This window comes from Novipirellula caenicola, assembly GCF_039545035.1.
Taxonomy (GTDB): domain Bacteria; phylum Planctomycetota; class Planctomycetia; order Pirellulales; family Pirellulaceae; genus Novipirellula; species Novipirellula caenicola.
The window spans coordinates 36,154-61,589 of sequence record NZ_BAABRO010000031.1; the positions used below are offsets into that span (position 1 = coordinate 36,154).

General features: G+C 56.5%; 8 protein-coding genes. 6 read left to right on the forward strand and 2 right to left on the reverse strand.

Annotated features, from left to right (window positions below; all coding sequences use genetic code 11):
- Nucleotides 1-224: 224 nt before the first annotated feature.
- The 4 genes from ABEA92_RS29900 to ABEA92_RS29915 all read left to right on the forward strand — a co-directional run bounded on the left by ABEA92_RS29900 (nucleotide 225) and on the right by ABEA92_RS29915 (nucleotide 6,153).
- Entirely contained in the window at nucleotides 225-2,183 is a 1,959-nt protein-coding gene (locus tag ABEA92_RS29900; RefSeq protein ID WP_345689293.1) for a tetratricopeptide repeat protein, read from the forward strand.
- Nucleotides 2,180-3,223, forward strand: coding sequence for a MotA/TolQ/ExbB proton channel family protein (locus tag ABEA92_RS29905; RefSeq protein WP_345689295.1), 1,044 nt, complete (start codon nucleotides 2,180-2,182; stop codon nucleotides 3,221-3,223). Before ABEA92_RS29900 ends, ABEA92_RS29905 begins: the two co-directional genes overlap by 4 nt.
- 536 nt (nucleotides 3,224-3,759) lie before the next feature.
- Complete coding sequence (locus ABEA92_RS29910; RefSeq protein WP_345689297.1) at nucleotides 3,760-4,173, forward strand: ExbD/TolR family protein; 414 nt, start codon at nucleotides 3,760-3,762, stop codon at nucleotides 4,171-4,173.
- Between the two features lie 108 nt (nucleotides 4,174-4,281).
- Nucleotides 4,282-6,153 carry a squalene--hopene cyclase gene (locus ABEA92_RS29915; protein WP_345689299.1) on the forward strand — a complete coding sequence of 624 codons (1,872 nt, stop codon included), beginning with the start codon at nucleotides 4,282-4,284 and terminating at the stop codon, nucleotides 6,151-6,153.
- A gap of 689 nt (nucleotides 6,154-6,842) precedes the next feature.
- On the opposite strand, the gene ABEA92_RS29920 is transcribed toward ABEA92_RS29915, so the two are convergent.
- Entirely contained in the window at nucleotides 6,843-8,111 is a 1,269-nt protein-coding gene (locus ABEA92_RS29920; RefSeq protein WP_345689301.1) for a glucuronyl esterase domain-containing protein, read from the reverse strand.
- Nucleotides 8,112-8,627: 516 nt separating this feature from the next.
- The gene (locus ABEA92_RS29925) at nucleotides 8,628-9,563 is read right to left on the reverse strand and encodes a ThuA domain-containing protein (protein ID WP_345689303.1); all 936 of its coding nucleotides are present in this window, start codon (nucleotides 9,561-9,563) and stop codon (nucleotides 8,628-8,630) included.
- Nucleotides 9,564-10,020: 457 nt separating this feature from the next.
- Between ABEA92_RS29925 and ABEA92_RS29930 the strand changes: the two genes are divergently transcribed.
- Together ABEA92_RS29930 and ABEA92_RS29935 are read left to right on the forward strand one after the other, a co-directional pair.
- Nucleotides 10,021-11,835 (forward strand): C45 family autoproteolytic acyltransferase/hydrolase, encoded by a 1,815-nt coding sequence (locus tag ABEA92_RS29930; RefSeq protein WP_345689305.1) that lies wholly within the window; start codon nucleotides 10,021-10,023, stop codon nucleotides 11,833-11,835.
- A gap of 1,801 nt (nucleotides 11,836-13,636) precedes the next feature.
- Nucleotides 13,637-25,436, forward strand: an 11,800-nt coding sequence (locus ABEA92_RS29935; protein WP_345689307.1) for a beta strand repeat-containing protein, incomplete at its 3' end; no start/stop codon positions are given.

The following is a 25,436-nucleotide window of genomic DNA, read 5'->3' on the forward strand; positions in this document are numbered from 1 at the left end:
CAAGGACCGTGAAATACGAAATACAGCTTATTTACCGCATATTACAGAGTAGATGAAAGAACCGGATGAGCCTAGCTCTGTTTTTGTCTCTTTTACGCAACAGAACCGACAAATCGCCGGGGAAAAGCCGGGATTGCGGCAAATCCGCAATTTGGGGTATTTGAGAAGATGTAGAGAAATCATTCGACGCGGATCTCATCAGTAAAGGAATTTCTGAGTTGCCAATGGATTGGCCGCCCCGAATCTCGTCCAACAGGATCGCCGTGGCGATCCTTGTTGCTATCGGTGTGTTCGCATGTGCACCCCGAGTGGGGGTGGCGCAGCAAGGGGATAATTCTGCTGCCACGGCGGTGGAGGATTTGTCGGCACCGATAGACGATACAGCCTCGACACAGCCTTCCCCCCACCAGCTGTATGCGCTGATCCAGTCGCACTTTGCAGCGGGAAATCTCGCCGATGCGTCGCAAGTGGCTCGCAAGCTGGACCAACAGCTCAAGGATTCCCCAACGCCGGACATCGATTTGACGTTGCCGTTGGCGCAGATTGGCCGAGCATTCCAGAACGCCGGGGATGCGACGAACGCGGTAGAGTTTTTTTCCCGCGCCAACGCGGCACTCGAGCGGCCTGCGAGCAAGACCTTGCCGCCGGCAACCGTGGTCTTGGTTCGGCTCGCTGCGGCTTCGTTGTTTGTTCACGCCGGACGGTTGGACGTTGCAACCGAGACGCTCAAGAAAACCTTGGTTGCCGAATCAGGAATCACTGCTGAGCAAACGCCGCTGGCGGTCGATCTTTGCTTGCGGATTGGTCGCGATTCGTTGACCAAACAGGACCTTGCGACTGCGGAAACCGCCTACATTTTAGCTGCCGAACACGCCGCTCCGGCACAAAAGCCGACGGCGATGCTGGGAGCCGCCTGGGCGGTGGCGATGTCGGGCAAACGGATGGGTGAAGCTGCGGATCGGATGATTGCGTTTCTAAAAACCTATCCCGATCACCCGGACGCCGCCCGTGCATCACAGGCGGGGATTGCGTGTTTGAAACAGGTCGGTCGCGATGACGAGGCCGAAGCGATGATCATCGAGTTGTTCCATCGCTGGCCCGATTCGGATGCAGCCAAAGAAGTATTGAATCAATTTGGGGCCGTCGACATCGACAAGATCCCCGAACCGCTACGAAATTTGGTGCTGCGGCGTGATTTTGATCAATTAACGCCCGCGATGACCTCGATTGCAATTCGGATTGCCGCAGCTCAAGGCGATTCCAACGCGTGGGATCGATTGGTCAACCGACTTGGCAAAATCGACCAAACGGGCCAAACCACTGCGGATTTGCTGAGTCAGTTGCCGGTCGCTGCGGACGCGGAACGGTTGGCGTTGTATCTATTGTCGCCGCCGGCAACGTCGACGATTCAAGCAAAATCACGTGAATCGGCTTGCCGCTGGGCTGGCCGACACGAGCGTTGGTCGATGCTGGCGTTGGCATCGCAATCGACCTCGCCCGCCCAACAGGACCCAACTCGCACGATCACGATGGAACGATTGTTTGCCGAGGCGTTGATGCAAACCGGTCGCCGAGCCGAAGCGCACGTTTGGTGGTGTCATGTGGTCGATGAATTGGGAGCGGACGATTTCGCCACGCTGCTGCGTTGTGCAGAAACCGAGGTGTCGATCGGCGAAGTGGATCGGGCCACGCAGCGAGTCGAAGCGGCAACCGCGGCGGCGGGTGACGATCGCTACCGAACGGCACTGGTCGCAATGTTGTCAGCCGAACTTGGAATACGCCGGTTGCGATTTGATGAAGCTCGCAGCGATCTGGAATCGGTCGTTCGCAGCAGCCAAGTCGACGCATCGCTACGAGGAAGGGCTCAGTGGATGATCGGTGAAACGTATTACCTGCAACAGAGGTATGTCGAAGCGATCGAAGCCTACCGCGGGGTGGCTGGGATTGACCCCGATGGCACGTGGGTGGTCGCTTCGTTGGTCCAGGCGGGGAAATCTTTTGAGCAATTGGGGAGGACACGGGACGCTGCGGTTTGTTATTCGACTCTAGTTAGCCGACATGGGGATAGCGAGTTCGCTGTTCTAGCCAGTCGTCGGCTTGCCGCGTTGTCGCCAAGTGACGGTACGACGCCGACAAAACCTGGGTCACCATCGAACACACCGAACAAAACGTTACGACGATGAGCGATCGCAATTTCCCTGTTTCTCAGCCAATTCAACCTCGCCCCGCGCGGTTGCATCCCCGCGTGCGTCAGCGACAACCGACTCATGTTGCCGGGTTGTTGTCGCGGGTGGCACCTTTGGTGGTGTTGGGGGTTGGTTCGCTGTGGTGGATGACTCATTTGGAATTGGCGACAGCGCAATACCCACAACAGAATTTTCAGCAGAACGGCTACGGTCAGAACAACTTTCAACCTGCGCCGGCCCAGTTCAATAGCGGGATTCCCACGATTCCAGCGTCGACCGCGATCCCGTCGGCTCAACCACAGGCTGATGCGGTTTCCGAGCCCGAGTTGGCCGATGCAGAATCCGACGCCGGTGCAGGATGGCAACTGCCAGGCATTTTGGGCAAATTCGCCGAGGGTGGTTGGTTGATGTTGCCGTTGGCGTTTTGCTCGTTGGTTGTATTTGCCTTGTCGCTCGAGCGTTTGGTGGCGCTGCGTCGCGGACGCGTGATTCCCCGCCCGTTCGTTCGCCGGTTCACCGAGTGTGTCGAAGATGGCCAATTGAGTTACGAAGAGGCGACCGAGATCTGCGAAGAGTTTGATTGTCCGGTGGCCGAGGTGTTCCAAGCCGCGGTGCGTCGTTGGGGACGTCCGATGTTTGAAATTGAACAAGCGGTGATGGATGCGGGCGATCGAGTGGCCGATGGGCTGCGTCGCTTCGTCCGTGTGTTTCACGCGATCAGCAACGTCGCTCCGCTGTTAGGTTTGTTGGGTACCGTGTTGGGGATGATCGAGGCGTTCGAGACGATCAGTTCACAGGAATCGATCGGTCGACCCGAGATGCTGGCATCGGGGATCAGTACCGCTCTGATGACCACGGCGGGTGGATTGATGGTCGCCATCCCGGCTTATTTGGCCTATATGTATTTCAGTAGCAAAAGTGATCGGTACTTGGGCGAGATCGACAAGTTGTGCCAACGAGTCGTCGATTGCATTTCGGCTGAGGGACTCGAGAACTCTGGCAACGCACGCCCGCAACGCAAGCGACGTGCAGCGTAGTGGGAGGGCTTTTTGGGGAATATACGTAAAGGCTTGAAAGTTGGGCTGGCCGTAGCGGAAGCCGTCAACGGCTTGTTGTTTTATTCGTACGATGGACTTCCTAGTCCGTCGAATGCGCCATTGACGGACTAGGAAGTCCACCATACACCCTTGCCGCAGAAAACTTCATTAGATCAACAAGCCGGCAAGACTTTCGTTGAATTTGACAGGCAATCCAAAACGCTTGACGACTGGTTGATTTAATCCAAACGCAAATCAAAACCGTGAGCCGTGGGCCGTAAGGCACCGGGTAACGCGTGGGACCCGGCTGTTGACGCGCGACCGGTTCACAAAACCAACTAGCCGTTGACGATTTTCGCCGGTCCAAAAACAAGCTGAAACGCAGCACCGGAAGTTGAGGACACGGAAAACATGACAGGCTAGAAGCCTATCCCACGGGGGGACATGACAGGCTAGAAGCCTATCCCACAGGGGACATGACAGGCTGGAAGCCTATCCCACAGGGGTGATGAACGAACGTTTTATCGAGTGAAATTATGGCAATTCGACGTGAACGAGCCGAGGATGCGACGATCAATTTGACGCCGATGATCGATGTCGTCTTTCTGCTGATCATCTTTTTTATGGTCGGCAGTAAATTTAGCGAGGCAGAAAGCCGAATTAATGTGAATGTTCCTTCAGTGGGTGATCTGCGTTCGATGACGCGGGTGCCTGACGAGCGGGTGGTCGTCGTGGCCAATGATGGTTCGCTGACCCTCGACGAAACGCCTGTGACGATTGCCGAGTTGTCCGAGACGCTTCGCAATCAACATGCAAATTATCCGGCACTCAAAGTCGCGGTCCGCGGCGATGGCGAAAGCTCTTTTCAACAAGTGGCCGAAGTGTTGCACGCGGTTCGCAGCAGCGGGGTCCAACAGGTCGGATTGTCGGCAAAAAGCACCCGCCGCTGATGCATTCGGCGGGGATGACCGTTTGTCGTTGCGGTTTTCGCAGCGGGCAAACCCTTTTCTCGCACACGAAAGCAAACTCTGAGACTTCGATTCCTCGACGGTGACGACGTGCTTTCCCTTTCGTTAGACCGATCGCTTATCGCGCTGCAAACCTCGTATTCGCTGTGGGCGGATCGACGGTTGGTGTACGCCGTCGCGGCGGTGGCAGTGGCATTGCTGCTAATCACGATTTGGTTGTTTCGGCGACAAAAACGCCAAGGCCGGCAAGCGGGAATCATCTGCCTGATCGGCTCGGTCGTGCTGCATCTAATCCTGTTGTGCTTGGTCCCCTACCTGCCCAAACCCGCCGGCGGGAGCGCGGAAAGCCATCCGGATTCCGACGACACCATCGGCATTCAAGACATCGAATTCTCGTCGTTTGATCCCGAGATGCAGCGTGAAGATCATTCCCAAGCCGAGGATCAGCCCACGATCGCGCCGTTGCCGGTTTCCGATTTGGCCGACTCGCTTGTCGATCCCGAAGTCGCTGACGTGGCGGAAGCGGAGAGCGAGGAAATCGAATCGTCAGCGTCGGATGCAGCCGAAGTCGAAGTACCACCATCGATTGTGCCTCCATCGTTAGTAGCCGAGTCGACGACGGCAGTCGATTCGATGATGGATAGCCTCGATGCGGATTTCCAGAAATTGTTCGAGCCCCAGCCGGAAACTCCTCCCGTGCCGCAGCCGGCTGAACCGATGGTGCAGACGCCGGTGAACACGCCCGTCGTCGAACCGACACCCGAACCCACGACCCAACCCGTTGTTGCGCGTACCGAGCCCACGCCGCGAACGGTCGAGGCGGTTCCCGTTTCGGCAGCCGCTGCCGAGCGAGCGTTTGTGGCCGGAGCCCAGCAGAACGATTTTGCCAACCGGGTCGGAAACGCGAAAACCGAAGCCCTGATTGAAACCGGCGGCAATGTGGAAACGGAGGCCGCCGTTGCAGCGGCACTGAAATATTTGACCGTTCACCAGCGTGCCGACGGCGCCTGGGATCCTCATTCCAGCGGTGCGGGACAAGAGCGACAGCCGCTGGGGATGAACCGCGGCGGGGCCGGTTCACGCGCCGAAACGGCGTTGACCGGATTGGCGCTGTTGTCGCTGATGGGCGCCGGGCAAACGCATCAGCAAGGCGAATATGCGGACAACGTCTATCGTGGTTTGGCCTACCTGATCCGCAATCAGAAACCGGATGGATCGTTGGCCGGCAACGCGTCGATCTATGCGGCGACCTACGCCCACGGCATGGCCGCGCTGGCGATGTGCGAAGCCGCTGCGATCACCCACGATGCATCAGCGATCCAATCGGCTCGGCGTGCGATGCAGTACACGCAAAGCATGCAGCATTCGGGGACCGGCGGATGGCGTTATACCAAGGGCGACACCGGAGATTTAAGTCAGCTCGGTTGGCAAGCGATGGTATTAGATGCAGGCAGCCGAGCAGGGATTCAGCCCAGCGATGCGGCGGTTCGCGGAATGGAGCGTTTTTTGCGCAGTGTCCGGTCTGGCCGCACTGGCGGGTTGGCTAGCTATCGAGGCGGCGAGGCACCGAGCCGTACGATGACCGCCGAAGCGTTAGCGACTCGCTTGTTGATCGGCCAACGCGTGCCTCAAGCTGAGATCGACGAAGCGGAAGTCGCGTTGTTGCAACAGAAACCGGGCGTTGGGCAAGACAATTACTACTATTGGTACTACGCCACGCTCGCGCTTCATCAGTTGCAAGACGAGGCGTGGGAAGAATGGAACCGCGCACTTCAGTCGCGATTGTTGTCGACCCAGTTGCCTGATGGGCAATGGCCCACCGAAAGCGTGTGGGGAGGCTACGGCGGATCGATCTACACCACCGCAATGGCAACGCTGTGTCTAGAAAGCTACTACCGTCACACACTGCGTGAATCGAAGGCCAAAATTGCCCAGCAGCCCGCCGCGACCTGGCAGCGATAAACGGACGCTGCGATCGCCGTAGCCGTAACCGTAGCCGTAGCGAAAGTCGCCAAGACTTTCGGTCACGTTGGCGGACGTGCGAAAAGCAATTGAGAGCGGACGAAACTCTTGGCGGCTTGTTGATCTACTGAGCCGCGACGCGTCAGCGGTCGGGTCCCGCACGCCAGCCGATGCCTTAAGGCCAATGCCATCCACTTTAGTAGCGGCGCGGGGCCCGTCCGGTTGCGGCGAGTCAAACGTTCGATTTTGACCGGGCGGCTTGCACCGCACCGCTATAAAAACCACCCGTTTAGCGTGAAAGTAGAAGCCATTGAGCGATAAACGGACGCTGCCATCGCCGTAGTCGTAGCGAAAGTCGCCAAGACTTTCGGTCACGTTGGGCGGCGTACGAAAGGCAATTGAGAGCGGACGAAACTCTTGGCGGCTTGTTGATCTACTGAGCCGCGACGCGTCAGCGGCCGGGTCCCACGCGCCACCCCAATTATATTTCAAAACAGCTGCCCGCGGGTGAATTCCCGTGGCCAGCTGTTTTTGTATCGGCACCCCAAAAGGTTGCATCATCTAATCGCCTGCTTCGCTCGGGCAAGGTGACTGCGGTATGCCACCTCTCCCAAACGTTGTTTGGGAGAAGTGACTTGTGCCGCGATGCTCCCGCAACCTCTGCTCAGGCGAGGCGCCCGGCAACTCGGTTACCTCCACACCGATTCCATAAACTTAACAAAGAAATCCCAATCGACTTGGCCGAGCCCATGACCACCGCTGCGGACGTGATAACCGGTTTGGCCCACGATCCGCTGACCGTCGAGCGGCGGCATTGTCGGTTCATCGATCGCAGTTTTACCCAACAACTCGAACACCGGCGCGGCTGCGACCAGCGAAGCATATTCGCCGCGGGGATCGGCCCAAAGGTCTTCGTCCGAACTGGTCACGTACACCGCTCGCGGTGCAACCAGCGCGATCGCTTCGTGTTGGTCGATCGGCAGCTCGTGCTCGCGGTCCGCATAACTGGCAAACTGTGGCGTGAACCAATGGGGAAAGACCGTGGTGATTTGCTTAACCGTTTCTCCGTAGCCGCGACGCGACAGTGCGGCGCCGCCACAGCCAGAATTGTTGCTGTACGCGATCGCAAATCGTTCGTCCTCGGCCGCCGCCCAAATCGCCGCCTTGCCGCCGCGTGAGTGCCCGACGACGGCAACCCGGTTGGCATCGATCGAGGGCAGCGTCGATAAATAATCCAACACTCGGCTTGCTCCCCATCCCCAAGCCGACAAACTACGCCAAGCGTCATCGCTGGGCGGATTGCCGTTGGCAAAGAAAGCTCGAATCCCATCGGCGTAATCATTCTTGTTGTCGGGATCGACGTGCGAGGTGTAGAAGGTCGCCGCTGCATAGCCTTGTTGCAACAACGTCTTCACTGGCCAATACGGATCGGACTCACTCACCGCCTTTTCCAACGGAATGAAATAGCGATTGTTGATCGCAACCACCGCTGGCGTTTTTCCCGTAGTGTGATTCGGCGTAAACACAACAAAGGGAAACGTGTACGTTCGCTGGTCGACCGTGATGATCGCCTTCATGCCGCGTCCGGTGGCCAGTCCCTCGAACGCGTTTTCAATTTCTGCTGTCGTTTCGAACGTGACTTGGTACGCAGTGTCCGGGCGACGACCGTAGACCAAGTTCCGAAATTGTTCCAACAGTTCGGGGCGACGCTTCGTCATCCACTGCCCCGCCGAGCTAACCTTGGTCCCATCGTTCATCGTCAGCGGATCGGGAAGCTCGTAGTCAGGCACCTTCGATTCGTCGTAATTGAACGAGCGTTTCGCACTCAGCTTCTTGACCAAATCCGGATTCGCCGCCCAAGCAGCGGGCTCTTCGGCGATCGCAAAACCGGTCATGAACAAGACAGCAAACAAGCTGCTAAACACCGCGGTGGAGAATTGATTCGTCAAGTAAAGCATCGATTGAAACTCAGGAGAATGGGAGAATGGGAGAATGGGAGAATGGGAGTTGGGAGTTGGGAGTTGGGAGTTGGGAGTTGGGAGTTGGGAGTTGTCTTGCGGCATGTCACCTCTCCCAAACTTGTTTGGGAGAGGTCGAGCAAAGCCTCCGGCGATTGCTCGGGTGAGGGCCGTCCGAGCAATCCACGCCGCACGCCGCCTCGTGTGCACGCGGCCATCCCTCACCCGCACCAGGCCTAAAGGCCCCGTCCAACCTTTCCCCAGCTGCGCTCGGGAAAGGTGACTGCGGTATGCCCCCGCGCGTGCGAAGCTGTCTTGCGGCATGCCACCTCTCCCAAACTTGTTTGGGAGAGGTCGAGCAGAGCCTCCGGCGATTGCTCGGGTGAGGGCCGTCCGAGCAATCCACGCCGCACGCCGCCTCGCGTGCACGCGGCCATCCCTCACCCGCACGAAGCCTAAAGGCCCCATCCGACCTCTCCCCAGTTGCCTGGAAAAATTGACAGTGCCCGCCGCAACTCACTTGGCTGGCGCCAGTGCAGCTTCTGTCGGTTCGGCTTTTGCCGTCGGAGTCGCGTCCGCGGCAAGATCACCCATCGCATACTGAATGCCGTCGAGCATGTGTTTGAGCACGACCGGATGACTGAACGTCTCGTTGCGGTGGCCCAGATTGGTATAGAACACGCGTCCGTCCCCCGCGGTGCGAATCCACGACACCGGCACTTCACGAGGTCCATCGTTGATCCGCTTGGAAACTTCTTCTTTGCTCATGTCCAAGCTGACCAGGATCCGTAGCACTTCAGGCCCTTCGTACGAATCCGATTTGTACTGGTAGATCTCGTCTTGATGCCAGAACCCTTTGCCATTGAATGCCTGGTTGAGCACATGATCGGGATCATCCAATTTGAATGCCCATGTGCCGCCTGCGGTCCAAGGATGTCCACCAAACTCGCCGCCCACGATCGCACGGCACTCGGGATGACGGCCAAAGTTGTCGCTCGCCGCGTGGAAGCCGACCAAGCCTTTGCCGCCGGAGATGAAATCCAGAAACGCGTTTTGCTGCGAGGCGGTTTCAAACTGCATTCCCGTTGTGTTGTTCAGCAAAATACAATCGTACTGCTTCAAGTTCTCGGGGGTGAACACGTCATAGGTGTCGGCAAAGTCGGCCTCGAACGCCCCCGTTTTCTGTCCCATTTGTTTGACCGCTTCATTTGCATACGGAATCGAGCCGTGAACGAATCCTTCACAGCGATAGAACACCAGCACTCGTCGATCCTGTTTCGGCTCGGCCGCCAACTGCTCGGGAACCGCACTTGCGATCTTACTTAGCTGATCTTCACTAAGCGGTTTGAAATGCTTGGCTTTCTTTTCTTGCCAAGCATCCGACTTGTCCTCGGCAAAACAAGCTCCCGAGCAAAGGCAGGTCACTAGAGTCAGCAGGAACAGTCGATTCATCACGCGACTTCTCGATTACGGGGGGGATGGATAGGGAGGAAGACCCCCATTTTAGTCGCGTTTTGATTGCCATCGTTACCGTCCCGACAAAAAAATCGAAACCCAGCCACTTTCGCTGGAAAAACCACATCGCATCGCCGCCCCTAAGACACGCCGCCCCTAAGACACGCCGCCCCTAAGACACGTCGCCCCTAAGACACGTCGCCCCTAAGACACGTCGCCCCTAAGACACGTCGCCCCTAAGAAACGCCGCACTTAAAACGCGGTGGCAAATAGCGGCCCAGATTGCCGGCCCTCGCGTTCACTGTCCTGCACGTTCACAGTCCCCCGCGAAGCCCAGCCAACAGCGACGGCTTCCCCCACCCTCGCGTGGCCGCATTTGCATTACAATCAGCTGCATCGAATCGACAACAATGCCTGTTCTTTACCCCCATCAAGCACGAAATACCGACTCAATATGATTGCCATTCTCTTACGTGTTTTTGCCTTCTCACTACTGCTCGTGACGGTAGTTCCCATCCATGCCGAATCGAATGCAACGCGGCTTGGCGACAACTTGCAGCCGCTGCTTTCCTGTTTATCAGGACGTGCCGATTCCTTTGCGGTTGCCTTGGACATTGATGTGCTTCTCGATGGCAAAGTCCAACATGTTGACGGGCGACTCGTCCGATTCGATGACCAGTCGTTTGACCTGGACCTGATCCACAGCGACTACAGCGTGCGGATTCGACGCCGGACCGATGCGACCGCGTTTGCGTTGCCTCACCATCAAACCGTCTTCCTCGGATCGGGCGATGTGGATGCGTCGGACCAACTGTCACCGCGGGGAATCACCAACCGATTGGTCGGAAGTGGCTCGATGTTGACAATGGTCGTGCCAATGCTTCAGCAAACCGACTCTGAGGCGGTCGCTCACATGTTGACAGGGTTATTGAAGATGGACTTCAACGTGAATCGGCAGCACTGGACACTCCGCAACGACGTCTCGTTGCAATTCCACAACGGCGGCAAGAAAATCGAGATCAATGTCGGCGAAAAACACCGCGGGACGTTGACGATCCAAGACAGTTTGCCCGAGATGGCAAAAGTAGACGACTGGGTGGATTTCAAACAAGTGGTGCTTGAGCGTCCGGAACTCGAACGCAGCATCACACGCGGGACACGACGGGCACTAGAGATTCTGTCGCCGTCGCGACTGCTGACGTCGCCACAGCCAAAAGCCCGCCAGGTTCCCGGTGGCGAACTTCGCTGGATCGATGGCCAACGTGTTGTCTTGCTAAAAGGAACGCCCGAGCAGATCGGCGACGCCCATGGCCGGCTATTGGCCGTCGAGTCGCAGCGATGTATTGATTCGGTGCTGTACACCTTTGGAACCGTGAACACCATTCGCACCGGGCGTTGGTTTCGGCACGATTTGGACGCGGCCTACGCTCGACTTGCTCCGCACATTCCCGAAGACCATAAGCGTGAAACGTTGGCGTTTGCCAAGGCAATTAACATCGATCCATCCACGGCACACGCGATCAACGTCTTTCCCGAACTGTTTCACTGTTCCGGTTTCGCCGTTTCGGGCCCCGCAAGCAAAGACGGCAAACTGTATCACGGCCGCGTCTTGGACTACATGACCACGATTGGACTGCAAGATGCCGCGACCACTTTTATTGTTGCGGTCGACGGTAAGCATGCGTTTGCGAATATTGGCTATGCCGGATTCATCGGCAGCGTCAGCGGGATGAACGACCAAGCGATATCACTCGGCGAGATGGGCGGCCATGGCGAAGGCCAATGGGATGGCGTGCCGATGGCAACTTTGATGCGGCGGGCACTCGAGGAATGCTCGACGCTGGACGAAGTGATGACGCTGTGGCAGGACTCGCCGAGAACGTGTGAGTACTTCTACGTGTTCGCCGACGGGAAGAGCAGGCAAGCAGTCGGTGTCGCAGCGGATCCCGAATCGATCGAGTTCATCATGCCAGGTCAAAGCGATCCACGACTCGGCGATGGAATCCCCAATGTGTTGGCGTTGTCGTCGGGTTCACGACTGGAAACACTGCGAGAGCGAATCCAGCAGCGATACGGCGAGATCGACGTCGAAGCCGCCCAATGGCTGATGAGTCGTCCCGTGGCGATGAAGTCGAACCTCCACAACGTGCTCTTCATCCCCGAAGACGGCGTCTTCTACGTTGCCAACGCCACCCACAACGCCCCCGCCGCCGAGCAACCGTACGCCCGATTCAATCTTACCGAACTGCTGCAAAGCATGCCTCGCTAACATTCCTGCGAAACAAGACCTTTCCTTCCACTGCGCAGTGTGCAATGAATCATGCAGCACGAACGTTCCCTAATGCCACGCTTCAATGCGTGGCATTGCATTGGTCGACTTGAGTTTTAATGTGCTAAACAGCATCCCATTCTGATGCACCTCCTCAACTTCGCTTCGGGCATTCCGCCAAGTCGCATTGCAACTTGGCAACCTCACCTCGCCTGTGGTCTTCGGTCTCAGACTGTCCGACTTTTCTTGAAAAGGATGTTGGCCCTCGGGGCATTTCGGATTGCTGTGCTCGCCCACCGCTAGAACCACATCCTTCATTCCTTGCATGTCCCCTTTTGCTTTCGCGAACCGACTTCGCCAACGGTGAATGACAAACAGGCCGAACAAGCACTCTCGAAAGGACAATGTGTTGCACATGCTGTGTCCGTAGCACACTGAAAGAATCCCCTTCAGGGTGAAATGCCCGAGGCGATTAACGAGCGAAAAACAAGTGTAAACGGTCACATCTAGCGCACATCGGTTCGCTTCGCTGGCGAACGGAAACGCATCGTCCCCAGCCTCCTCGAAATGAGCGTGAACGCTTCAGCGAGTCACCTCGAGATGGGGGAAATCAACACAGCATTCAATGAGTTCGCGATGGAAAACCGCGGCAACGATCGGCGACCAAAATGCCGGATTTCGCTAGGAATCGGGCCACGATCGAACCAAGTTCTCAGTGCCACTCACCTCGTCGGCTCCGTGGTTCAACCGACGCTGCAAAGTCGATCGAGCGATCCGAACCTGTGCTAAAACACCGGAGAACGTTTGACGTGATTAAAGCGTTCGGTAACTGGCAATTCGGCCAAAACCCGAGCTCGGAACTTTAGCCGCCACCAGTCCCCCAGAGGGCCGCCCCACCCGCTCCATCTTAGCCCTGTCCCTTTTTTCCTCGTTAACAGAATCAGTTTTTTTGCGCATGACAACAACGTCTGCAAGAGCGACGCAGTTGCACCGGAGCTGTAGCAACCCCCAGGTGACCGGACACACCACCCCATGCACCCGAGCTGTGCAAAATGGCGCGCTGCCTCGCGAACTCCACACGACCCGTCCGATGAGAAACCCACCCAATGCCTTTGGGGGGTGCCATTCTGTTCACCTCCGAAGCTCCGTCGCAAATCGTCAGTGACCTTCGCACACACGAAAAAAAACGCAAATCCCTCAAAGGCATTGACCAATCCACTAATGGTGCGTTACGGGCACGCAACACGCCTCACCATGCGGTCTGCTTGATTGAACGGGTGTTTCTTCGAGGTGATTGCGAAATAATTTTCCGCCATCACTACCCCCCCGCATATTCAATCGTTTATGCTGCTGCTGGCATGAGCAGGATGCTACCCCCCGCATGAACAAACGATTTTATTGGTCCGCTTACGCACATGATGTGGCGTGAGCGAACGAGAAAGGCCGCTTGATGGCGGCCAACAAATGCAACCATTCCATCCGTGAAATCACCGTATGGCATCGCCTGTTCACCTATCACCCCCTGCCGTCGTCATGCCTCGAGCCCCTGCGATTGTGATTGTGCGTCACGAGCCGATGGTCCCAATGTTGCGTCGACCGCATCACATGGGGGACCTTCGGCTTTCTTCGCGTTTACGAAGCCTTTTTGTTGCACGACATGGTCCTTAGAGACGCGGACTCCACCATGTGCAACGCATTTTGTTGCTGAATTATTTTTCTTCTTCTAGGTACGCGATGCTGCCGGACGCGTTTAGAAGTCGTTTTCTTCGCCCCAAGTCATTGAATCATTAGGTAACTCACCATGTCCCTTCGCCGCAATTCCAATCTCTCGGGTACAAGCCTCAATCGTCTTTCTCGCGTCGAAAAACTGCGTCAGCGGGTTCGCCGTTGGTCCGACCGACTCGAATCACGGCGGCAATCATGGGCCGAGAAGCGAGCGGCTCGACTCGAGCGTTTCCGCGAAGCCTTTCGCGGTGCCTGGCTAGCCAAGATCGGCTTGGGTCTGATGGCGATTGTGCGGATGATTACCGATCCACCGTTCATCGTGCGAATCGAAAAGCGTCCAGCGGTTCCCTACACCGCGATGTTGCCGTGGTTGTTTAGCTTTGAACGCAAAACGGACCGCCGACGTCGTCCGCGATTCGCCAGCACGCAGCAAGCGGGAGTCACCGTAGAAACGCTCGAGCGGCGCGAACTACTGGCCGCCGACATTACGGGAATCGGTGAAAGCGAAGACTTTGCCGATATCGCAGGGGTAACCGCGGACACGGCGTCGACAAACGATTTGACACCGACCATTACAGGAACAGCGACTGCAGGATCAACAGTTTACGTTGATGGCATCGAGACATTTGTTGACGTTGGTAATGATGCAAGCGATGGAAATGCTAGTGATGGCCTTGGCTCGTGGACGTTCACGCCTTCCGCCCAAATCACCCACGGCCAAACGTTTAGCGTAATGGAAGGCGCCACAGGAGCGACCAGCTTCACCGCCCATGACGCTGTGACGATTTCCTACGAGGCTTCCGTCGACGTGGCGGTTGGAGAATCAATCCAGCACGCCATCAACAATCTCCCCAGCATCGGCGGCACGATCAATCTCGCTGCAGGCACTTTCACCGAAAACCTTGTTATCAGCAAACCGGTGAATATCGTCGGAGCGACGGGTGTTGGTGGAAACGCGACAACAACGCTTCAGGCTAGTTCCGGCAACGTCATTAACATCACGGGTGCAAGCTTTCCTGCAAACGCGGATGTTGCGATCAGTAACGTAAATTTGGACGGTCAAAACACAGCCAATATCGGGCTGCGTATTGACGGCAATGCCAATGTCTCCTCCGTCAGCCTGGATAACGGCTCGGTGGAAAATTTCAAGAGCCAAGGTTTCTACCTAGGCGCATCAGCGTACAACGGCAGCGACCCTTCAGTCTCCGCAATCGTCGATTCGGTAACCCTCACCAATCTCGACTTTGCCAACAACGGTATCAACGGCAGCGGCGGCCAAGGTGACATTCAGTTCTTCGGCTACAACAACAACGCAACGCTCAGCAACCTGAGCTTGGTTGGCAATCGCGTGGAATCGCCCAGCAGTAGCGGCGCTCAGCTTGGTATCCAGTTCCGTGGAGTGGGAGCAGGCGACGGTACCGGCGTAAGTCCTTCGGGCACCATCGCGCTATCCGATATTGATGTCTCGGGTAAATATCGCACCCAGATGATCGGCATTCAGCGATATAGCGATGTATCCGGCCTGTCTTTCAATGGTGTTGAGCTTGGTGGCGGGAGCTCTGAAATCACCGGCGGGTGGGGATCAGCACTGCGATTCGACGGTGTTGGTACTGGGAGCGTTGCACCGCCCACTTCCGTTGATCTTGGTAATACGCTGTTCCGGGGCATTTCAGGCAGCGGCGTCTACGATCTGGAATTTGCGCCGGATAACGGTTTTGCCTTCTTGAGGGCTGACGCGACAGGCACCCGTTGGACCATCGGTGGTTTCGACATTGACGCCTCATCACTGACCGCACCAGACGCCTTGGCCATCGAAGCCCGCATCCTGCATTACCCGGACAAACTGCACCCGACCCACGGATCCACCTTTGGGGCGTACAAAGGATTTGCAGAAGTCGTTTCGGACAAGGTTTACGTCACCTCCACCGGATCGATCGCCCGCGCTGTTGAAATGCTACCCGCCGGTGGAACAATCGTCACCGCCACGGGCACGCAGGCCGTCGATGGTTCTGGGAACCTTGACATCCCAGCGAATGAAAGCGAAGCGGCTGACCTCATCGCGTCGGTCATTGACAGCGAAATCGCCAGCACGCCAATTGGCGTGACACCCAAACTAACGCTCACCGCAGCTGGCGGATCCTTGCAAAACCTGCTCACGGCGGTCCAAGCAAAAACGGGTGTGACGAACCAGGTCGAAATTCAAGTCAAAGCGACTGCCAATGAGGCCGCCAACCTCACCGCCGAAGCCCCCCCAAATGTGAACGTCGTTCTCGACCTCGGTACACAAGAAATCGGCGCCTCAGACGACTCTCCCGCAATCACCATCAGCGGCGGGAACGTCACCGTCACCGGTGGCACGCTCAAAAAATCCACCGGCACGAGCCCAACGCTTGCTGTCAACGCGGGCACGCTCGCCATCACCGGCAGCCTCGCCGCCTCAGGCGGCGATATCCACGTCTCCTCCGGCGGCAAACTCGTCGTCAATGGAGCTGTCACCGGCGCTGGATCGCTGACGGTCGACGGAACGCTTGCGGGCAGCGGTACAATCAACGGAAACGTCAATATCCCGAGCGACGGTGTGCATGCTCCTGGAAACAGCCCAGGAACCACGACGGTCAATGGAAACTACACGCTGAGCGGCGCGCTGGACGTTGAAATCATTTCGCCCTACACAACGCCCGGTGCCGCTGCACCCGCTACCGGCGGCGATTACGACAAGATAATTGTCACTGGGGACGTGGACTTGACAAATGGTTCTCTGAACCTAATCGGAGGTGCAACTGCCGATGTTGACACCGAGATTATGACAATCATAGACAACCAAGGCCCCAATCCAATCACGGGAACCTTCTCGGGCCTAGCGGAAGGTGCAGTCGTAGCCATCGATAATTTCACGGGGCGAATCTCATACGTTGGCGGCACCGGCAACGACGTTGTCATTTATGCCGATTCAGTCGTGCCAACGCTAGATAGCAAGTACTACCAAGACGGCGATTATGAAGACACGACACTCACCAAAACGTACAATGAATTACTTGTCGAGTTGTCTGCAGCGGATAACTCGGGCGTTGTTGCACTAAAGATTCAATCCATCGCCAACGGTACCGTGGCGTTCACTCAAGGGAGTGGCGATGCTGTGCTAGATGACACCCTTAAGCCTGGCAACTCGCTCACTTGGACCCCAACAGCCAATTTATATGGTGAGAACCTGGAGGCTTTCACGGTTGTCGCGATTGATGCCGCTGGGAATGAATCTTCCGCCGAAACCGTGACCGTTGAGCTTACAGCAAGTAATGATGCTCCGTTTATCGCATTCAACAATATTCCGGTTGCCAACAACGAGTCGGCCGATGCCCAAACCACTGCCGAAGACACACCGCTCGTCTTCAATGACACAAACGCAAATCGGTTAACGATCGGCGATGTCGATACCAGTAGTCCGGGCGCGGATAGTCCTCGTTTTCTGCTCAAGATTGAAGTGACCGCAGGCGCGGGCGAGATCAGCGTCGCAAATGTCGATAGTACGGTCACCGGCGATGGTTCTACTACCGTATATATCAACGGCGGCAGTGGAACGGTAACCGGCACGAGTACGATTGCGAATATTAATTCAAAGCTCAATGGGTTGACCTTCACACCCACAGAAAACTGGAACGGATTGGCAACGTTGACTTTGACGATCAATGACGATGGATACCACGGGGACGGCAGTGATTCGCTTGAATCCACCATCACCATCCCGATTACGGTCACCAATGTCGCCCCCGCCATTGTCGCCGTCAGCGGTCCAATTGATGGCAACTACAAAGCGGATGATATTCTCGAATTTACCGTTAACTACGACGAATCGGTTGTTGTGGATACTAGCGGGGGAGTTCCATCAATTGCTGTTACAATCGGTTCCGCGACAGTCCAAGCTTTTTACGACCCCAGTAGTTCGACAACAACGGCCTTGAAGTTCCGCTACACGGTCCTGAACGGTCAAACGGACACTGACGGCATCGGGATAGGCAGCGTGATCGACCTTAATGGAGGCACGATCAAAGACGCGGGCGGAGCCAACGCCGACCTCGATTTTACGACCCCGACCAATGAAACTCCAACGCTAATAAATGTCCTTGTCGACACGACTCAGCCATCAGTAAGCACGGTCGCGTTTGATGACGCAAACGACCTAGTCACTGAGGGAGATATCCCCGGCACGGTGACGCTGACGGTGACCTTCGATGAAGCCATGGACACCGGTGTTGCTCCTGTGATTGCGACCAACGCAGGCACGACGTTGACTAGTCCGACCAATGGTCAGTGGACCGATTCGACGACCTACACGCTCGACTTCACGGTGGCCGATGCCGATGTGGAATTGGCTGATGTCCTGGTGGATGTTTCGGGTGCTCAGGACGTGGCCGGTAACACGATGGTTGCCGAGACCGGAATCTCCAGCGGTACCGAAGTCGACACTGTTGCTCCAGCGACGGTGACGGTGAATGCTTCATTCGGGGATCCGTTAATCAACGAAGCCGACGACACCGCGACGGTCACATTGACGGTCAACTTCAGCGAAGCCATGGACACCGGTGTTGCTCCTGTGATTGCGACCAACGCAGGCACGACGTTGACTAGTCCGACCAATGGTCAGTGGACCGATTCGACGACCTACACGCTCGACTTCACGGTGGCCGATGCCAATGTGGAATTGGCTGATGTCCTGGTGGATGTTTCGGGTGCTCAGGACGTGGCCGGTAACACGATGGTTGCCGAGACCGGAATCTCCAGCGGTACCGAAGTCGACACTGTTGCTCCAGCGACGGTGACGGTGAATGCTTCATTCGGGGATCCGTTAATCAACGAAGCCGACGACACCGCGACGGTCACATTGACGGTCAACTTCAGCGAAGCCATGGACACCGGTGTTGCTCCTGTGATTGCGACCAACGCAGGCACGACGTTGACTAGTCCGACCAATGGTCAGTGGACCGATTCGACGACCTACACGCTCGACTTCACGGTGGCCGATGCCAATGTGGAATTGGCTGATGTCCTGGTGGATGTTTCGGGTGCTCAGGACGTGGCCGGTAACACGATGGTTGCCGAGACCGGAATCTCCAGCGGTACCGAAGTCGACACTGTTGCTCCGGCAGTATTATCTGTAGAAGTAGACACCGACTTAGTCTACGAAGGTGATCTGGTTCAGCAAGTAACTGTCACGTTTGACGAAGCGATGGACACGTCGACTGTTCCAAACATTACTTTCAGTACTGGAAGTTGGTCGCCAGTTGCGGTCGGCACGTGGAGCATGGGCGACACGGTCTTTACCCGCAGTTTTACGCTGGTCGATGGCGATGAGGAAGAGAATGGTGTCACGGTTGATGTCACCGGTTCGAAGGATATTGCTGGCAATGACCAAGAACCCTACAGTGTCGAACCAGAATTCGATATCGATACTCTCGCACCTACCGTTGTTTCAATCGTGCGTACGGGCGCGGCGGATGCTAATCCGACTTTGGCTGCTAGCGTTGACTTCTTGGTGACGTTCAGTGAGCCGATTGATGCGACAACCGTTGCCATTGGCGACTTTGAGCTTGGAGGCACGTCGATTCCCACTGGCGCGGCGATCAGTTCGGTCACGCCAACAACAGGCGTTTCTTCGACCTTTACCGTGACCGTATCCACCGGGACGGGTGACGGCACAATTGACCTAAATGTCAAGACGACCGATGGCTTGGCCGACGTCGCTGGCAATGTCATCGCCAATGGCACGGCACCAACCGACGAAACCTACACCATCGCAACAACGAAGCTTGAACTTGATGGCTTGGGTAACTTGCTCATCACGGACGTACGCGCCGCGAGCAATGATAAGCTCAAACTGTCCGTCGATGGTGGGAATCTGGTGATTGAAGACACCAACGTGAGCCCATTGCCGATCGGCTTGGCCTCAGTTGGCTTCACGCGAGATGTAACGACGCCCGCCAGCAAAGTGACCATCCCGCTGACCAGTATCACCGGCAAGATCATCCTATCGATGGAAAACGGTGACAGTACGGACGAGGTCACGCTCGTCGGGAATGCAACAAAGGCTGTTGTCGGTACCGTTGATGTTGTGAAGATCGACGCCAGTTCGACGCTGACGGTCAACGGTGTGCTCACGTCCCGGATCGAAGGTGCATCAGTATCGGCGCAAGTCGTCACCAGCGGAAATGCGACTGTTGGAAATGGGACCGATACTGGGTTCGAGACTGCTGGTTCGGTAGTGGTCAATTCTGCGCACACTTTGACTATCCTTGATACCAATGGAGCCATTCTAGGCAACTCGACAACCGTCACTGGAGAGATCAACGCCGCCGGTGGATTGCGACTTGGTAGCGGCAAGGTATTGTCGGGCAACGGGACAGTGACCGGCCAGATCATCACGAACTCAGGCACCGTCGACCCAACAGGCACGCTGACCCTCAACAGCGGTGCGGACTTCGATACCGGCAAGTTGAAGATTGATATCACCAGCCAGTCCACTTACGACACGTTGTTGGCGACCTCACCGACCGTGACAACGGTAGCACTCGGTTCAGAGACTGCAACTTTGCAACTAGATCTGACTGGGGCAACCATTGTCGCTGGCAATGCCTTCAAGATCATTGACGTTGCCGGGTCCGCAACACGTACGGGCACATTCGCAGGTCTTCCCGAAGGCACGGTACTGACAAACGCCAATAGCGGCTGGACCAGCGGTCTGACTGCGCGAATCACCTACGCTGGGGGGGATGGCAATGATGTCGTCATCGTCGTCGATGGGCCTGTCACTATCGCAGGCACAGCGAACAATGACGCCATCCAGGTCGTTCGTGTCGGCGAGAACGTCGCGGTGAAAGTTAATGGAACCACCATCGATTCGCGGCCATTGGCGTCATTGGCCGGGACCGGCCAATCGCTGACCATCAACGGCGGCAACGGCGACGACACCTTCACCGTCGATTTTTCCGGCGGCAACCCATTGCCCGCCGGTGGCTTGATCGTCAACGGCCAAGGACACGACACCCCGCTGCCTGGCGACGTGCTCAATGTGGTTGGTTTGGCCGGCCAGTACGCCACTCACACCTACAACTACACCAACGCCAACGACGGCAGCGTAGGATTCAGTGTCGGCACCGGCATCGGTTACGCCGGGGCCAACCGGTTGATTACCTACACCGGTCTGGAACCGATCACCAACACCGGAACCGCTACCAACGCGATCTTTAACCTGCCCTCGTTGGTCGATAATACTGACGCGATGCTGACGCAATCGGGAAGTAACCTCATCCTCTCCGGTTCGACGTTTGAAAACACAACGATCAGCACCACGAGTTTGACCTCGTTGACGATCAATGGCGGTACTAAAGCCGATTCGCTTACCCTCAATGCGATGTCATTGGCCGCCAACGTCAACATTAACCTGGGTGCGAACGACACCATCACGCTCGCCGGAACCTTGACGACCACCGGCACAGGAACCGTCACCCTGGCGGCACAATCGATCACCACCGCCAACGCCGGTGCCAACATCAGCTCGCAAGGGGCGGTCAATATCACAGGATCGGGTGCGGGAAGCGTTACACTAAATACGATTCAAGCCAACGCTGCGAATGTCACAATTGCAGCAGGTTCGGGCGGCCTTGTCTTTGACAAGATCGAGGGTACCTCTGGTGGCGCGGCCCCGACAAACGTGTCCCTGACTTCACAAGGTCTAATCGAATCAAAAACTTTAATACTGGCGGCGTCAACTTTATCTGCGAACGCAGTTGGCAATATCACGCTGGATCAAATTAATCCTGCTATCAACGTCCCCGTCACGCTTACCAGCTCGACCGGATCGGTTAAGTCCGAAGCCGGACTAGCGACTGGTTACATTAATGCGAGTAACCTCACGATCAACTCCAATGCAGGCACGAATGTTCGCACCAACGCAGGCACCCTCACGGTAGCAAATACGGGTGCGTCAGTCACTGGCGACGTGATTGTCAATCAGGTCATCGGAACCACATTGACGATCAACAATATGTCCAATATGGCCAGTGGATATGCGATCGACGTTTCTGGAGAGGGTTCGATTGCGAAAGGACTGGGCGGCTCAATCACCGCGACGAATGGTCTGGTGACGATGACGTCCAAAGATATCATTTCGATCAATGCAACTGTTCAAACGAGCGGTGCGGGCAACATTGTGATAAGTGCACGCGAGAGCGTGGCAATTTCGGGAACGGGTGCCATCGGTACGCTCGGCACCGGCACAATCATTATCGATTCTGACTATGACGGATTAGGATTCGGTGATTTCACTAACTCTGGTCTGATCTCAACGGCCAATGCCACAGATAATGCGATCCGTATCACGGCTTCATCGATGGGGCTTTCTGGCACGATTTCGAGCGTCAATGGACGCACCACGTTACGTAACAGCCAAGCCAACCAATTGATCTCACTCGGTGCAACATTCGGTGGCGACATTGTGCTTAGCAACGCTGAGCTAGCAACAATTACGGCAGAATCCATCGAAATAGGTCGTAACGATAGCGGATCAGAATCGGGTGCGATCAGTATTTCCAATCCGATCACGATCTCGCCATCGAAGTCTAACACGCTGATTCTTAAGACTGGCAGTACAATTACCGACACGATTCCGGGAAGGCTGACGGTTACCAATCTAAAACTTGCCGCTGCCGATAGCGTATTGCTTGTTGGTGACAATGACGTTGATGAGTTGGTGGCCATTGTTTCAGGGACAGGCAGTAGCTTTGAGTTCCGCGACATCGATGACGTGACGATTCCCGCTTCGCCAGGAATCGACGGCACGACCGGGATAACGACCGCGAACGGTAACGTCACACTGGTTCAAAATGACCTCGCGATTCTGTCCGCCGTCAACGCTGGCACGGCCAACGTTGTCATCCGCCCCTACACTGACACCCGTGCAATCAGCCTGGGTGCCGAGACCGCTGGACAATTGAGCCTGACCGACACTGAGCTGGACTTCGTGACGGCGGCAATCGTCAAGATCGGACAACTCGATCCAACCGAGACGGCCAAGGCGATTAACACGGGCAACATCAATTTGCGTGGTGCCATCAACCAGCCCAAGACAGGCTTTAGCTACGGCACATTGTCGCTTATCACTGGCGGTGCAGTTTTGGACCAAACCGGTACCGATACCGCTGACATCACCGTCAACAATCTGGCAATCCAAACCGGCGCTGGTATCGGTACAAACGGTGAAGACATCGATGTTACCGTTGGAACGCTTGCCGCACACAACGATATGACAAACGCCTTAGTTGCTGGTTCTGCGATTCACATCAACAACCTGGGCAACGTCCAGATCAACACAGTCGACGGCGTGATCGGTGTTGCGAATAACGCCAGCGGTGGCATGGTTGAAATCGATGTCGACGCGGACGGTTCGGACGCGGGTATTTTGACAGTCAACAGAAACGTCTCGGCAACCAACGGCGCGATCACGCTGACCGCCGACGACGATATTATCTTCGACGTTGTTACGGTCAGTAATGGCGCCTCCGCTGCAGGGAATCCGATCACAATCACCGCCGACACGGTAGCCTTGCCATTAAATAATGGCGGGGTGGTCACGATGGTTGACGGAACTGTCATCAATTCTGGTGCCAGCAAGGCTGCCATCTCCGCCGATGGCAATATCACGCTCGGCTTGGTGCAGTCCACCAGTAACACGGCCGATTCGATCACGCTGACCACCACCAGCGGTGCGGTTCTCGATGCCAACGAAGGCACCACCAATACCGACCTGATGTCCGCGGGCGGTGTTGTCATCAACGCCGCCAGCGGTGTCGGAATCGTGGGTAATCCCATCGAAACCTCGGTCGGCAGCCTGGATATCACCAACGCTGACGGCGTTATCAACATCCTCGAAGCCAATCACGTTTCGATTACACGAATTGATCAGAACGGCACTGACGATGATGACGATGTGACAATTGTCACCGCCGACGGCACAATTACGGTCGATGGTGCCATAACCAGCAGCGGCATCACCGCCGATGGCGGCGACATCGTGCTGACGGCTGGCGGATCAGGACAGAGCATCAATATTTACAAGGCTGTTAGCACTTTGTTGAACGGCAAGATCACACTTACCGCAGCGGAGAACATAGCCTCGACCTCCGTGATCACTTCGGCCTCGGGTAAAATCAAGCTCATCGCTACCGGCGGCAACGCTACTTTCTCCGCCAGCGGCGACATCACCAGCACCAGCGGTGACATTGAAGTCACTGCGAACGACACCGGTGCTGTCATCACACAATCCGACGGCAGCCTCTTTGACGCTGGCAGCGGCACGATTTTGCTGGCGGCGAATGGCAATATCAGCTTGTCGGGGTTGAAGACGACTCACATCAACAACACGGTGCCGACGTTAGCGGCGGCGGCGGTCACGATCACCACGACCACAGGGAACATCATTGACAACGGCGACACTGTCTTCGCCGGAAATCCGGTTGGCGGCTTGGACATTGACGCCGCCAACGGTCGCTTGGTGATGACCGCCACAAGTGGCAGCATCGGTGCTGGCAATCCACTGGAGATCGACGTCTTCTCCATCGACGCCACCGCTGGCGTCGGTGACTTGCAAGTCATCGACAGTAACGACATCTACATTGACCAACTGACGGCGACAACTGGTAATATCAGTGTCGAAAGCACCGGCGGCAGCATCAACGACCTGCAAGATGACGCCACCGCTGACCTCTCCGCGCCAGGTGTTGGCAAAACAATCACCCTCAAAGCCCAAGACGAAATCGGCGGCATGCCGTTTACCACCGGTGGCGATACGCGTTTGGAACTGGCTGCCGGCAGCGTTGTCACGGCTAAGTCATTGACCTCGGGAAATGTGCTACTACATGGTATTGGCGCTTTGAATCTGACGGATGTGACTACCGCCTCCGGTTCGATTTCCGTCACAGCGGATGGCACGATCAACGCAACCAACGTGGTTGCAACGAGCGGATCAGTTGGTCTGACTGCTGCTGGTGCAACGTCCGATATTTTCGGCGGCACGATCAAGGCTGCAGGCTCTACGGTCAGTCTGTCTGCGGGGCGTCACATCACAGCGCCAGCCGGAGATATTGAGGCAAATTTGTTGTTCGCGATCGCGGGTGGTGATGTCAATGTCAAGACCAACGTCGTTGACGTTCAATCGCAGTCAGGTGGTGCAACGACCATCAACGAACTGAACGCCATCAATATCATCAGCCTCACGGCGGCTACTAGCCTAGTGTTATCGGCTGGGTCGAACGTGACCGACAGTGGCGTTGGCGTGATTTCGGCTGGTAACGATGCAACGATCAGTTCGTCTGGCGGAACCATCGTCCTGAACGATAACGCGGCCGACATGATCACCATTGGTGGCAACGCGAAATTCAATGGCGGGTCCATTGATGTGGGACCGGCGGGAACCTTCAATGCCGGTACGCTGAGCTTCACCTCATCGGGCGCAGTAACGATTCAAGAAGACAGTGCGATGGAGATCGCTGGCGTGAACACATCGGGCAACCTGAGCCTGACCAGTGCCGGTGCGATCACCGATGACGATTCAGCGGCCACAACGATTGCCGTGACCGGTGACGCAACGCTGATTGCCACGGGTGCGATCACACTAGGTGAATCCGCTGATGATGTGCTGACAGCGACTGGTAACACCAATCTGAGCGGTTCGGCGATCACGGTCGGTGTCGACGGTACATTCAACACCAATACGTTGACGTTCAACTCCGCTGGTGCGGTCACGATTCAGGAAGACAGCGATACCGAAATCGCCGGCGTGAACACATCGGGCAACCTGAGCCTGACCAGTGCCGGTGCGATCACCGATG